General features: G+C 54.5%; 12 protein-coding genes. 4 read left to right on the forward strand and 8 right to left on the reverse strand.

Going from position 1 to position 12,819, the window contains the following annotated elements; all coding sequences use genetic code 11:
• Window positions 1-46 precede the first annotated feature (46 nt).
• Complete coding sequence (locus CFI10_RS08940; RefSeq protein ID WP_206841463.1) at window positions 47-1,993, reverse strand: acetoacetate--CoA ligase; 1,947 nt, start codon at window positions 1,991-1,993, stop codon at window positions 47-49.
• Between the two features lie 145 nt (window positions 1,994-2,138).
• Window positions 2,139-2,684 (reverse strand): hydrolase, encoded by a 546-nt coding sequence (locus tag CFI10_RS08945; protein ID WP_206841465.1) that lies wholly within the window; start codon window positions 2,682-2,684, stop codon window positions 2,139-2,141.
• Window positions 2,685-2,851: 167 nt separating this feature from the next.
• On the opposite strand from CFI10_RS08945, the gene paaY reads away from it, so the two are divergent.
• The gene (gene paaY / locus CFI10_RS08950; RefSeq protein WP_091824272.1) at window positions 2,852-3,469 is read left to right on the forward strand and encodes a phenylacetic acid degradation protein PaaY; all 618 of its coding nucleotides are present in this window, start codon (window positions 2,852-2,854) and stop codon (window positions 3,467-3,469) included.
• A gap of 20 nt (window positions 3,470-3,489) precedes the next feature.
• Here paaY and CFI10_RS08955 read toward each other — a convergent pair whose 3' ends face one another.
• The 4 genes from CFI10_RS08955 to ppsR all read right to left on the reverse strand — a co-directional run bounded on the left by CFI10_RS08955 (window position 3,490) and on the right by ppsR (window position 6,575).
• Window positions 3,490-4,080 carry a DUF2889 domain-containing protein gene (locus tag CFI10_RS08955; protein WP_206841467.1) on the reverse strand — a complete coding sequence of 197 codons (591 nt, stop codon included), beginning with the start codon at window positions 4,078-4,080 and terminating at the stop codon, window positions 3,490-3,492.
• Window positions 4,081-4,111: 31 nt separating this feature from the next.
• Window positions 4,112-5,035, reverse strand: coding sequence for a phenylacetic acid degradation operon negative regulatory protein PaaX (paaX, locus tag CFI10_RS08960; RefSeq protein WP_206841469.1), 924 nt, complete (start codon window positions 5,033-5,035; stop codon window positions 4,112-4,114).
• Between the two features lie 81 nt (window positions 5,036-5,116).
• Window positions 5,117-5,683 carry an elongation factor P-like protein EfpL gene (gene efpL / locus CFI10_RS08965; RefSeq protein WP_206841472.1) on the reverse strand — a complete coding sequence of 189 codons (567 nt, stop codon included), beginning with the start codon at window positions 5,681-5,683 and terminating at the stop codon, window positions 5,117-5,119.
• 73 nt (window positions 5,684-5,756) lie between these two features.
• Window positions 5,757-6,575, reverse strand: a complete 819-nt coding sequence (gene ppsR / locus CFI10_RS08970) for a posphoenolpyruvate synthetase regulatory kinase/phosphorylase PpsR (RefSeq protein WP_206841475.1) — start codon at window positions 6,573-6,575, stop codon at window positions 5,757-5,759.
• Window positions 6,576-6,821: 246 nt separating this feature from the next.
• On the opposite strand from ppsR, the gene ppsA reads away from it, so the two are divergent.
• From ppsA to CFI10_RS08985, 3 genes are all read left to right on the forward strand, one after another.
• Window positions 6,822-9,161, forward strand: coding sequence for a phosphoenolpyruvate synthase (gene ppsA, locus CFI10_RS08975; RefSeq protein WP_425270447.1), 2,340 nt, complete (start codon window positions 6,822-6,824; stop codon window positions 9,159-9,161).
• An 83-nt stretch (window positions 9,162-9,244) separates the two neighbouring features.
• Window positions 9,245-9,427: a tRNA (uracil-5-)-methyltransferase gene (locus tag CFI10_RS08980; protein WP_091824254.1), complete on the forward strand. Its 183-nt coding sequence runs from the start codon at window positions 9,245-9,247 to the stop codon at window positions 9,425-9,427.
• Between the two features lie 122 nt (window positions 9,428-9,549).
• Window positions 9,550-11,070, forward strand: a complete 1,521-nt coding sequence (locus CFI10_RS08985; RefSeq protein WP_206841482.1) for a diguanylate cyclase domain-containing protein — start codon at window positions 9,550-9,552, stop codon at window positions 11,068-11,070.
• Here the strand turns inward: CFI10_RS08985 and CFI10_RS08990 are convergent.
• Together CFI10_RS08990 and pxpB are read right to left on the reverse strand one after the other, a co-directional pair.
• The gene (locus CFI10_RS08990; RefSeq protein WP_206841485.1) at window positions 11,064-12,008 is read right to left on the reverse strand and encodes a 5-oxoprolinase subunit C family protein; all 945 of its coding nucleotides are present in this window, start codon (window positions 12,006-12,008) and stop codon (window positions 11,064-11,066) included. The two genes, CFI10_RS08985 and CFI10_RS08990, sit on opposite strands and share 7 nt — an antisense overlap.
• A complete protein-coding gene (pxpB, locus tag CFI10_RS08995) occupies window positions 12,005-12,709 on the reverse strand; it encodes a 5-oxoprolinase subunit PxpB (RefSeq protein ID WP_206841488.1) in 705 nt (234 codons plus the stop codon). Before pxpB ends, CFI10_RS08990 begins: the two co-directional genes overlap by 4 nt.
• Between the last annotated feature and the right edge of the window lie 110 nt (window positions 12,710-12,819).

The raw sequence follows: 12,819 nt of genomic DNA on the forward strand, positions 1-12,819 counted from the left end.
AAACAGTAAAGCGCCGAAGCTTTTTCGGCGCTTTACTGATGGTGTGTCAGCTCTGCAGCTCAGGCAAGTCGCAGAACAGCTCCAGCGCCTCGGGGTTGGCCAGCGCATCCTTGTTTTTGACCTCTTCTCCCAATACCACCTTGCGCACAGCCAACTCAACAATTTTGCCGCTGATGGTGCGCGGAATGTCCGTTACTTGTATCACCTTGGCGGGAACGTGACGGGGGGTGGTGTTGGCCCGAATGGTATCCCTGATCCGCTTGATCAGCTCATCGGTGAGGTTGAAACCTTCCTTGAGTCGCACAAACAGGACGACCCGAACATCATTGTCCCAAGGCTGGCCGATACAAAGGCTTTCCAGTACTTCGTCCACCTTTTCAACCTGACGATAGATTTCGGCCGTGCCGATGCGAACACCACCGGGGTTAAGCACGGCATCGGAGCGCCCATGAATGATCAGACCATCATGTTCGGTAATCTCGCCGTAGTCACCGTGCGCCCAGATGTTGTCGAACTGGCCAAAATAGGCATCATGGTATTTCTGACCATCCTCGTCATTCCAGAACCCGATTGGCATGGATGGGAAGGGGCGGGTGCAGACCAGCTCGCCCTTTTCACCGCGCACAGGTTTGCCGTTGTCATCAAAGATCTCGACCGCCATGCCAAGGCCTCGACACTGCAGTTCACCCGCGTAGACCGGACGGATAGGGCAGCCCAGCGCAAAGCAGGAGACGATGTCGGTGCCGCCTGAAATGGATGACAGCTGGAGTTCATGCTTGATGTCACGATAGACATATTCAAAACTTTCATGTGCCAGTGGCGAGCCGGTCGACAGCACTGAACGCAGTTTTTCCAGGTTATGGCTCTCACGAGGTTTAACGCCGGCTTTCTCAAGCGCTGCAATATATTTTGCACTGGTGCCAAATACCGTGATCCCTTCCTGTTCGGCGATATCCCAGAGAATGGAAGGTTGGGGAGCAAAGGGCGAGCCGTCGAACAGCATCAGGGTACAACCGGTTGCAAGCCCGGATATCAGCCAGTTCCACATCATCCAGCCACAGGTGGTGTAGTAGAACAGGCAGTCGTCACGGCCCACATCCGTATGCAGGATATGCTCTTTCAAGTGCTGAATCAGGGTGCCACCGGCGCTGTGTACGATGCACTTGGGTACACCGGTTGTGCCTGATGAGTACATCACATACAGGGGGTGGTCGAACGGCAATGGCTCAAACTCGATTTCACTCGCTTGCGCGTCGATAAAGTCAGGCAGTAGTACCGCACGATCAAGGCCGCTGATATCGGGCGTGGCTTCAAGGAAGGGGACTACAACTATTTTTTCAACCGAATGCAGTTGATCAGCGATCCCCTGTACCCGCTCCAGACTGTTGAGCCGCTTGCCGTTGTAGCGATAGCCATCCGTTGTCAGCAGGATTTTCGGCTCAACTTGACCAAAACGGTCCAGTACGCCATTGATGCCGAAATCCGGTGAGCAGGAGCTCCATATTGCGCCAATGGAGGCGGTTGCCAACATGCCGATCAGGGTTGCCGGAATGTTGGGCATGAAGCCTGAGACGCGGTCACCTCGAGTAACCCCCTCGCGCCGCAAAGCACTCGCCAGTTGTGCCACCTGAAGGTAAAGCTCGGCATGACTCAATTCTATCCGGGTGTCGTCCTCGCCGCGGAAAATAACAGCTGGTCGTTGATCCCGGTAGCGCAGCAGGTTTTGGGCAAAATTCAGTCGCGCATCAGGAAACCAGCGAGCACCGGGCATGCGTTCGGGATGCTCCAGCACACGGTTCCCCTTGTCACCGATAATCCCGGCGTAATCCCACAGGTCACTCCAGAAAGTCTCGCTGTGCTCAGTACTCCACTGATGCAGGGCTTGATAATTGTTCAGATCGAGCTGATGGCGCTGGTTCAGAGTCTGCATGAAATCATAAAGGCGGGTAGCCCGGCAGCGTGCCTCATCGGGTGCCCAGAGTGGCTCAGTCATCGACCTCTCCTGATTGTTCTCTTGTTGTTATGGTGAGTCGGCTGTATGCACGAAACAGAAGCAGGCAGCCGAAAGTTTACGTTAACGTAAACTTTCATGGATCTGCCGGTTTTAGTCAAGGGGGTAGGGGTTATTACTGAATGGTTTAGCGCAGGTATTCGCGGCTTATTTCGCGGAAGGTGTCGGTTCCGGCACGGCGCAACCACTCAAAGGCGACCATTTCACGGGTGACTACATAAATGCCGCACTGACGGAATCGCGCCAGAGCAGCCGCCTTGTCGGCCGGTGAACGAGATGAGACACAGTCCTCAACCACATAGACCTCACGTGCCTGCTGCTTCAGTTCAATGGCGGTTTGCAGCACGCACACGTGGGTTTCCATGCCGATCAGGATCACCTGGTTGTGTTTGCCGGCATTGATGCGGCGGTTGGGTTCGGGGTCGGACATGGCCGAAAAGTGAATTTTCTCCATCACGTTTTCAGGCGGCAGAATCGCCTGAAGTTGTGGCAGTGTGGCACCCAACCCCTGCGGGTACTGCTCGGTGGTCAAGACAGGCACTTCAAGCCGGTTGGCAATATTGATCAGCCATTCGCAGTTGCTGACAATCTGTTCAGCTTCATGGATAACCGGCGCCATGCGCTGCTGGATGTCGATCACCAGCAGGCAGGATTTGTCAGGATGAATCAGCATGATGTCTCCTCGCTGCGTTTTTGTTGCAGCATAGCGGCTGCAATGATTTTAGGGAAACCGGATGGATCAATTCAGCGTTGTCGATATGGCATCTTGGCAGGGATGTGGTAGCCTGCCGAGCCATTAATGCTGATAATCACAACAAAACAGTAGCCATGGAGTCTGTTATGAAAGTCTATTCCATTGACGGCATTACCCCGGTGATTGATCCAACGGCCTATGTACACCCGACTGCTGTACTGATTGGGGATGTAATCATTGGTCCGCGCTGTTACGTGGGGCCGGCGGCTTGTTTGCGCGGTGACTTTGGTCGCCTGGTGCTGAAAGAGGGTGCCAACATTCAGGATACCTGTGTCATGCACGGCTTCCCCGGTACCGATACCGTGATCGAAGAGGATGGGCATATTGGTCACGGGGCTGTGCTGCACGGTTGCGTCATCAAGCGTAACGCACTGGTTGGGATGAATGCCGTGATCATGGATGATGCAGTGGTTGGCGAGTCCGCGATTGTGGCTGCCATGTCATTCGTAAAGGCCAAGTTCGAAGTTCCGGCACGTACACTGGTGGCAGGATCACCTGCGCGCATTATTCGTGAGCTGAGCGATGAAGAAATTGAGTGGAAGGGAATGGGCACGCGCCAATACCAGGACCTGACCATCCGCAGCCTGAATACCATGCAGGAGGTGGAACCGCTTACAGAGGTTGAGCCTGATCGCAAGCGACTCAGCTTTGATGACAGTGTCATTCCGTTGTCTGAACTCAAACAGCGCTCAGCCCGGGATTGAGTGACAGGATACGCCGCAAGTCAGGACTGCGGCGTATCATCCTTGTCTGAATCCTTGTCACCGGTATAGAACTGCGGCCAGTAGCGTTGAACCACTGGCCCGTGGGTATCAAAGCTGTGGCAGGTGTTCAGTGTTGGCGGAGGTGTTTCGCCACCAATGCCAAAATCCTCCCGTTTTTCGCGCTCCTGATGGGTGGTCTGGTAGGCGGTGGTTGCCATGGTGCCTAGCATCTCCAGCAGATGGGTGCAGCCCTGAGTTCCACCCAACAGGTCACGGGTCAGACGAGTAAAGCCAGGTGCAATCCGGTGACCGATCAGGCGGCGAAAATTGTCGGCGATACTCGGGCAATGCTTGAATGGCGTGTAGTCCATGCTGGCCTGAACGTCATGAATCAGCAGGTCGTAATCAACGGTCAGCCGCAGTGCCATCTTGTGAAGTGGCTCTCCGGTGGGAATGATGCCATCGTTGCGCTCAATAACCTGCAGGTCAAAGCTCTTCAGGTCTACCAGCTCGCCCTCCACGTCCCATAGTCCATCTCTGCGCTTGTAGCCTTTGCAGGTAATATAACGGGTGTGCAGCAGTTCACGGTCTTCAGCAGGGGGCAGGGGCATCGTTCGTCACTCGGTTTGCTGGCCAGGCGGCTTAAAGGCCGCCAAAGCGTTTGTAAAAACGGGGCGCGGGTTCAGGCAGTGGGCCATCCGCGGTTTCCTGGGTAGCCGCCAGCCATTGATCGGCTCCGGAGTAAATCCGGCGGTAGATATTCCGACACAGCACCCGCGCTGATGTACCGGCCCAGTCGGCAGGCAGCAGCTTTTCGGGGAGCAGCGGGTCACGTAGCAGCAATCGTCGATAATGGTGGATCAACAATGTGCGCAGCTGAAAGCACTGTTCCGGGTCAAGATTTTCGGCAGACTCCAATGCACGCAGGATCGGACGAAATCGGTCAAGAAACTGCTTATAGTCCTCTGCCAGTTGCTGCAGATTCCAGCATTCATGCACCAACTGTTTCAGCGCAGCCGACGTTTGGGTTGTACCCACCATCTCAGCACGCATATGGATCACTTCAGCCTGAACGCACAGCTCCTGCAGGGTGTTATAGAGCTCCTGCTGATCTGCCATCGGGTGTGCCATGATGCTCGGCGCAATGTTACCGAAACCCTGCCACTCAAGCTCTTTCTTCAGTACCTTGCGCAGCTCGTTATCCAGCTGGGTGGCGAGCACCATGTCCCACTTGCCGTCCCACTCGGGGTAGAGTTCGGCGTAGATGCGACGAAAGGCACTCTCAAAGCGGCGCCGACCGGAATCGGTCAGGGTGTAGTAGCTGCGACGGCCAATCTGATTGGAGGTCAGCCAGCCGTCTTTGGTCAGACGAAAGATGGAAGTGCGCACCAGTCGCTGATTCAGGCCCAGTGGCTCCAGCAGATTGATCAGGCTGCCCAGCCACACGGTACCGCCACGGGGCGCGATGGCATCACCAAAAATGGTGATGATCAGCGATCCGCCTCGGATGGGCCTCTGTTCCTGGAACTCCTGAACAAGTTCTTCAATACAGCGCAGTCTGGTCATCAAAAATGTATCATTTTCGTTAAGAAGCAGGGGATTCTATGTTGAACCCGGGGCGGGCATCAAGGAAAACCCCTGCAAACCTCAGGCGCGCGAAAGGTACTTGCCGGTTTCTGTGTTGATCTTGACCTTTTCACCCGCTTCGAGGAACTCGGGTACCTGCAGTTCAAGGCCGGTTGCAAACTTGGCCGGCTTGGTGCGACCAGTCGCGCTGGCTGCTTTCATGCCCGGTACGGTTTCGATGATTTCCATCACCACGGTGCCGGGCACTTCGATGGTCATCACCTTGCCTTCAACCAGCAGTGCCATGATGTTTTCCATGCCATCCATCAGGTAGGGCAGCTGTGCTTCGATCGTGTCGGCATCAATCATGTACTGGCTGTAGTCTTCTGAATCCATGAAGGTGTACAAATCACCTTCCTTGTACAGGTAGGAGCACTTACGCCGTTCGAGCTGCGCTTCCTTGAGCATGTCGTCGCCGGTGAAGGTTTCTTCATACTTGCCGCCACCGGGCAGCTTACTGAAGCGCATCCGATACAGGGTCTGGGCACCGCGTGCTGTCGGACTCTTTACATCGATCTGCTGTACCAGCATGTACTGGCCATTGAGTTCGATCAGGTTACCGCGTTTGACATCTGCCGCTTTGGGCATGGTGATACTCCACACAGAAGTGAGAAACAGGTCGCCATTTTATGAGAAAAAACGGCGGCGGCACAGTAGTCCATCAGCTTATGCGACGCTTGAGCCCGGACTCGTTAATGATGCGGGTCGCAATCTCTTCAATGGAAAAATTGGTGGTGTTGATGCAGGGTATGTTTTCCTTCTGGAACAGTCGCTCAACGGTACGGATTTCAAAGTCGCACTGATCCAGCGAGGCATAGCGGCTGTTGGCGCGGCGTTCGTGACGAATGGCTGCCAGCTGAAAGGGATCGATGGTCAGGCCATAGAGTTTATGCCGGTGCTGCTGAAGGCATTCAGGCAGGCGGCTGGCTTCCATATCTTCTTCTGTCAGTGGGTAGTTGGCCGCACGGATTCCAAACTGCAACGCCATGTAAAGGCAGGTAGGGGTTTTGCCACAGCGGGATACGCCCACCAGTATAATGTCGGCCTTGTCATACTGGCGGGTTCGGGCACCATCATCGTTATCCAGTGCAAAATTGACTGAGTCGATGCGGTCCTTGTAGCGATCCATCTCATTGATCGCATGAGACTTGCCAACCGAATAGGAAGAGTGAGTTTCCAGCTCTGACTCAAGCGGCTTCAGGAAGGTGGAGAAAACGTCGATCTTGAAGCCGTTACAGGTGGCCAGCAATTCACGAATCTCGTCATCGACAATGGTATCAAGCACGATGGGAGGTTTGCCGTCTTCCTCTCCCTGGCGGTTGATGCGCTCAACAACAGCCTTGGCTTTATCAATCGTGTCTACATAAGGCAGGGTGATCTTTTCGAACCGAATGGCCTCGAACTGTGACAGCAGGCTGTTTCCCAATGTCTCAGCCGTGATGCCAGTGCCATCAGAGATAAAAAATGCGGTTCGTTTCATCAGTGGGCCTCAAGTGTCGACAATTGAAAGCATGGGTCTGTGATCAGAAGCGCGATTTTAACAGATAAAGTGGCGGTTGTTTTTGTAGCAAAATTACATTTCGCGACAGCCAAGATTTTTGCGCTTATCTGCAGTATCATCCGGTTTTTCCGGTCAATAATAATAACAATGATCCTTACGTCAAACAGCTCAGATTCAGGAGAATTGGCTTTGCAGGATTATGTACTGCGCCTTGAACAGGCAGGCATGGGTGATGTCGACAAAGTCGGCGGTAAGAATGCATCCTTGGGCGAGATGATCCATCAGCTCAGTGATGCTGGAGTGCGTGTTCCGGGTGGCTTTGCTACCACGGCGCAGGCCTATCGTGATTTTCTGGCACAAAGCGGCTTGGCTGATCGCATCAACAAGGCACTGGATGCCCTGGATGCAGACGATACGCGCGCCTTGATTGAAACAGGCCGCAATATCCGCCAGTGGATCATGGAAGCCGATTTTCAGCCTGAGCTGAATCAGGCCATTGAAGCCGCTTGGGCGGAGATGAGTCAGGGAGAGGCGATCGCGGTTGCCGTTCGTTCCTCTGCCACCGCTGAAGATCTGCCCGATGCCTCTTTTGCCGGTCAACAGGAGACCTTTCTCAATATTCGCGGGCTTGATAACGTCAAGCAGGCGATCAAGGAAGTGTTTGCCTCACTCTATAACGACCGCGCGATCTCCTATCGTGTGCACAAGGGCTTCACTCACGCCGAGGTCGCACTCTCTGCCGGCATTCAGCGCATGGTGCGCTCTGAAACCGGTGCGTCCGGTGTGATGTTCACCATGGACACCGAATCCGGCTTCAACCATGTGGTGTTCATCACTTCAGCCTATGGCCTGGGTGAAACCGTCGTTCAGGGCGCCGTGAACCCTGATGAGTTTTACGTGTACAAGCCGACTCTGGCTCAGGGGGCGCCTGCAATACTGCGACGTACTCTGGGATCAAAGGCGATCAAAATGATTTATACCGGTGATGGCAGTACCGGTAAGGCTGTTGAGACGGTCGATGTGCCGAAAGCTGAGCGCAACACCTTCTCCATCAATGATGCCGATGTGGAAGAACTGGCGCGTATTGCTGTAATCATCGAGAAACACTACGGTCGTCCGATGGACATCGAGTGGGCGAAGGATGGTGATGACGGCAAGCTTTACATTGTGCAGGCGCGGCCGGAAACCGTACGCAGCCAGAGCAAAAGCACTGTCATTGAGCGTTACCTGCTGAAGGAAAAGGGCAAGGTGCTGGTTGAGGGCCGTTCCATTGGCCATCGTATCGGTTCAGGTACCGTGCGCGTGGTAAATGGTCTGGACGAAATGCATGAAGTGCAGCCGGGCGATGTACTGGTGACGGACATGACCGACCCGGACTGGGAGCCGGTGATGAAACGCGCGGCGGCTATCGTGACCAACCGTGGCGGCCGCACCTGCCATGCGGCGATTATTGCCCGTGAGCTGGGTATCCCGGCCATTGTCGGCTGTGGTGATGCAACTGAAAAACTCAACGATGGACAGCTGGTGACCGTGTCCTGTGCCGAGGGCGATACCGGTCGTGCCTATGAAGGCAAGTTGGCGTTCGAGCATCAGAGTAACAGTGTCGAGTCGATGCCAACCCTTTCCTTCGACATCATGATGAACGTGGGTAACCCTGACCGTGCATTTGATTTCCAGTCACTGCCCAATGCAGGTGTTGGTCTGGCACGACTCGAGTTCATCATCAACCGAATGATCGGCGTACACCCCAAGGCACTGCTGAATTTCAATGATCAACCACGCGACGTCAAGCAGGTGATTGAGCGCCGAATCGGTGGCTATGCCTCACCTGTCGATTTCTACGTCGACAAGCTGGTCGAGGGTATCTCTACTCTGGCGGCTGCCTTCTACCCGAAGAAGGTGATTGTGCGCATGTCCGACTTCAAGTCGAACGAATATGGTCACTTGATCGGCGGCGATCGCTATGAACCCAGTGAAGAAAACCCGATGCTGGGTTTCCGTGGCGCGGCACGTTACATCTCTGATAACTTCCGTGACTGCTTTGAGCTGGAGTGTCGTGCACTCAAGCGGGTGCGTGATGAGATGAAGCTGACCAACGTCGAGATCATGCTGCCGTTCGTGCGCACTCCCGGCGAAGCCAAACAGGTTGTCGAGCAGCTGGCCGAGAATGGCCTGAAGCGCGGTGACAATGGACTGCGCCTGATCATGATGTGTGAAATACCATCAAACGCCTTGCTGGCGGACCAGTTCCTTGAATACTTCGACGGTTTCTCCATCGGTTCCAACGATCTGACTCAGTTGACGCTGGGGCTGGACCGTGACTCCGGTATCATTGCGCACCTGTTTGACGAGCGTAATGAAGCGGTCAAGTGCCTGCTGGCGATGGCGATCAATGCCTGCCGCAAGGCCGGCAAGTACGTCGGCATCTGTGGCCAGGGGCCATCGGATCACCCGGACCTGGCGCGCTGGTTGATGGAGCAGGGAATCAACAGTGTCTCACTGAACCCAGACTCGGTACTGGACACCTGGTTCTTCCTTGCCAATGAGGAAAAGCCTGGCGCCTGAACCTGAAGCGCCGGGCTGTGGCGGTACCTTCAGTCAACAGCCCGGCAGCTCTTGCCCCATGGCAAAGGTCACAAGAGGGGATCATGACCGATAACAGGGTAGTGGATTTCAATGAGGCTGGTGACAGATGTCGCCAGGAAAAGCGGCACCAGCAGAAAGAATCGCGTGTGGAATCGATGCGCAAACGGTTTGCTGCCGCTTTGCCGGACAAGCCGACTCCCGTTAAGGACTACTTCAAGAAAAAGCGCGCTGGCAAAAAACGCTGATCTGGTTGGTTAAAGCATGAAGCGTGCTGTTCAGCGTACGTGATGTATGCTTTGATTAATAACAGGCATGAGCCTGATTATCCCTTTCCGGGGTGAAGTGCGAGCCAAGTCTGGGTATCACTATGGATGATAAAGGACCAAACAGATATCAAAGTACCCCGCTTGAAAGCACTCTTTCCGTCGATCAGCTGGTCAATAGCCTGGTTAAAAGTGAGCAGGAGCTAAAAAAACAGCTCACGCTTTTTTCCGCCTTCCTCGATGCGCTGCCAAATCCCATTTTTGTCAAAGACAATGAGGGCGTCTTTATTGCGTGTAATGCTGCATATGAAGAAGCGTTTGGGATTCAGCGCAAGAATTTTGTTGGCAAAACCGTTCTTGATCTTGAATACCTGCCTGAATCTGCACGCCTGGCTTTCCAGCAGGCAGACCTGAAGCTTTTGCAGGAGCGCGGAGAGACGCGTGAAGAGATCGAGCTGGCCTTCAGTGACGGTAAGCCCCGTACGGTCCTCTATCAACGGAAAACCTTTGATATGGGTGATAATCAGGGTGGGTTGCTGGGGCTGATCATTGATATCTCGGAACGAAAAAGAGCGGAAGAGTTTGAACGCTTTCGCAACCGTATTCTGGAAATGCTGGCAAGCAGCGCCGTACTTGAAGATATTCTGCTTGAACTGGTGATGGGCATTGAGTCACTGTACCCGGACATGCTGTGCAGCATTATGCAGACTGATATTCTGGGCAGCCATCTGTGCAACGGTATCGCCCCAAGCCTGCCTGATTTTTACAATGCAGCGTTGAAGAAGGTTGAGATCGTGCACGGTATGGGGTCATGTGGCACCGCGGCCTTTACCGGTGAGCGCGTCATCGTTGAGGATATTTCAACACACCCCTACTGGAAAACAGTAAGGAAACTGGCGGAGCAGGCCAACTTGAAGGCATGTTGGTCTCAGCCAATCAAGACAGGCCACGGGGCTGTTCTGGGTACGTTTGCCATTTATCACCGCACTACAGCTGTACCCACTGATAAGCAGATAGAAATCATCGAGCACTGTGCTAGGTTGTCCAGCATCGCGATTGAAAAAAGACGCGCTGAAAACACCATTCGTGAACTTGCCTACTATGATCATTTGACAAGCCTTGCGAACAGGAGGTTGCTGGACGACAAGCTTGCCCTCGTACTTTCAGACGAGACGTCAGCTTCAAGTTATACAGCGTTGATGCTGCTCGATCTTGACAACTTCAAGCCATTGAATGACCAATATGGCCATGCCGTGGGTGACCAGTTGCTGATTGAAATTGGCAAGCGACTCAGCCGTCATGTACGAAGTGGGGATACGGTAGCTCGACTGGGAGGAGATGAGTTCGTGGTAGTGCTGGAGAGATTGAGCCCGGATTTCAATACGGCAGTCAGGCAGGCAAAACAGATAGCCGAAAAAATCCGAGTCGCCATAGAAACCCCCTGCGAACTCAAGTTTGTACAGGAAGATGGCAGCCTGCAGTCAGTCGTGTACCAGTGTACGGCAAGTATCGGAGCAACTTTGTTTACGGGTGGCGATTTGAGCCAAACAGAGCTGATCCGCAAGGCGGATGAAGCGATGTATCAAGCGAAGCAGTTGGGACGCAATACCGTGAATATCTACTGACCCTGAAAAAATGCCAGAAACCGCTTTTCCTGTTCCTGAGCTTCGTGCAACGCAATCGGCCGGAAACGAATTTCACTGCCAGGCATTCGTTGCGCCAGCGCATCCAGGCTGCGGGGCGTGACAGCACCGAGTTTGGGGTACCCGCCGACAGTTTGACGATCCTGCAGCAGGATGATTGGTTGACCGTCAGCAGGCACCTGAATGGCTCCCAAACTGATGCCTTCCGATATCAATGTCACCCCGTGATGCTCAAGTACAGGCCCGCTCAGTCGTGCCCCCATTCGGTCACTGCGGGGTGTCAGCGTATAACAACTGCTGAAAAACCGGTGCAGTGTTGAGGACGGGAAACGGTCCAGCTGTGCACCCATAATCACATCCAGCACAAGTGGGGCAGTGTAGTCCGGTAGCCATTGCTCTGGCATCTGACGCTGTATGCCGTACGATTTCACAGGGTTGCAGGGCAGATGATCACCGGCCTGCAGTGCAGAGCCGTCACCCCGCAAGCCCCCTGTGCCTTCACGCACCAATGTCGAGTTGCTGCCACCGAGCCCTGGGGTGAGTCCAAATCCTCCCTGCACCGCCAGGTAGAGGCGGACGCCGGAGGCCGGATGTCCCAATACAAGCCGATCACCCGGCTTCATATTCAGTGCCGTCCAACGAGGCTGTGGACTTCCGTTGATGTGAAGGCTCGTATCTGCTCCGGTAATGGCAATTTGAAGGTGAGTCTCAGCCATGCATTCAAAACCGCCAAAGCTGATTTCCAGTGCCGCTGTATGCCAGGGATTACCCACCAAGCGATTGGCCCATGCCCAGGCGTGGCGATCCATTGGACCGCCACAGGCCAGCCCCTGATGCATAACACCGCGGCGGCCGGAGTCCTGCAGTAAGGTCATAAAGCCGGGCTTGATAATGCTCAGGCCAGGTAAATCGGCTGTCATCGGGCAAAGCCTCCGTCCAGTTCACCACCCAGCGCGAGATACTCATCGCGGTCAATGGGGCGAAAACGCACACGTTGACCTGCCTGAAGCAGGCTGTTGGGTTCACGTCGGGTGTCAAACATGGCTAGCGGAGTACGGCCAATGATATTCCAGCCACCGGGTGAGTTGCGTGGATATATTGCAGTCTGTGTATCCGCAATACCCAGAGAACCGGCAGGCACATTTTGGCGCGGAGTAGCCAGGCGTGGTGTTGCAATGCTTTTCGGCACTTCACCCAGATAGGCAAAACCGGGAGCAAAGCCGATGGCAAAAACATGGTAGGTCTGCGCCGTGTGCAGTTCGATGACCTGCTCGGTGCTGATGCCAGCACGCCCGGCAATTCGCTCCAGGTCTGGCCCCACAGATGGATGATAGAACACGGGGATGTTCACCAGCGGTGGCTCTTCATTCTCGTCCGTGTCATGCAGGGATGAGAGTATCGGAGCGACCGTTGCCATCAGGCTGGCCAGGTCATCCTGCAACAGGTCATAGCGCAACATGATGCTGGTGTAGGAGGGCGCGCAGTCGATCAGGCGATTGCCAAGCTCTGCGCTCAACCGTCGGGTTGCCGTGTGAACCTTCTGTGTCAGCGCCAGCTCGATCCGGTCACCGAAATGCAGGGTGATGGTATCGACTCCGGTAATCTCATATCGCCACAGCATTGCGCTGTCCTTCTGTGAGTGCTCTGAGGATTTACAGCATCATTTTACATGCAAAACCGTCATAAACAGGTACCCTATACAGTTGAATCGCGTAGACAGACAGTGGCCCC

The sequence above is a fragment of the Marinobacterium iners genome (assembly GCF_017310015.1).
GTDB classification, from domain to species: Bacteria; Pseudomonadota; Gammaproteobacteria; order Pseudomonadales; family Balneatricaceae; genus Marinobacterium; species Marinobacterium iners.

What these genes read in the sequence shown, in the direction of transcription:
- paaY (WP_091824272.1), top strand. Translation starts at nt 2,852, where the DNA reads ATGAAAGTCTATTCCATTGACGGCATTACCCCGGTGATTGATCCAACG.
- CFI10_RS08980 (WP_091824254.1), top strand. Translation starts at nt 9,245, where the DNA reads ATGACCGATAACAGGGTAGTGGATTTCAATGAGGCTGGTGACAGATGT.
- pxpB (WP_206841488.1), bottom strand. Translation starts at nt 12,709, where the DNA reads ATGCTGTGGCGATATGAGATTACCGGAGTCGATACCATCACCCTGCAT.
- efpL (WP_206841472.1), bottom strand. Translation starts at nt 5,683, where the DNA reads ATGCCCAAAGCGGCAGATGTCAAACGCGGTAACCTGATCGAACTCAAT.
- CFI10_RS08990 (WP_206841485.1), bottom strand. Translation starts at nt 12,008, where the DNA reads ATGACAGCCGATTTACCTGGCCTGAGCATTATCAAGCCCGGCTTTATG.
- ppsA (WP_425270447.1), top strand. Translation starts at nt 6,822, where the DNA reads ATGGGTGATGTCGACAAAGTCGGCGGTAAGAATGCATCCTTGGGCGAG.
- CFI10_RS08955 (WP_206841467.1), bottom strand. Translation starts at nt 4,080, where the DNA reads ATGCCCCTGCCCCCTGCTGAAGACCGTGAACTGCTGCACACCCGTTAT.
- CFI10_RS08985 (WP_206841482.1), top strand. Translation starts at nt 9,550, where the DNA reads ATGGATGATAAAGGACCAAACAGATATCAAAGTACCCCGCTTGAAAGC.
- paaX (WP_206841469.1), bottom strand. Translation starts at nt 5,035, where the DNA reads ATGACCAGACTGCGCTGTATTGAAGAACTTGTTCAGGAGTTCCAGGAA.
- ppsR (WP_206841475.1), bottom strand. Translation starts at nt 6,575, where the DNA reads ATGAAACGAACCGCATTTTTTATCTCTGATGGCACTGGCATCACGGCT.
- CFI10_RS08945 (WP_206841465.1), bottom strand. Translation starts at nt 2,684, where the DNA reads ATGCTGATTCATCCTGACAAATCCTGCCTGCTGGTGATCGACATCCAG.
- CFI10_RS08940 (WP_206841463.1), bottom strand. Translation starts at nt 1,993, where the DNA reads ATGACTGAGCCACTCTGGGCACCCGATGAGGCACGCTGCCGGGCTACC.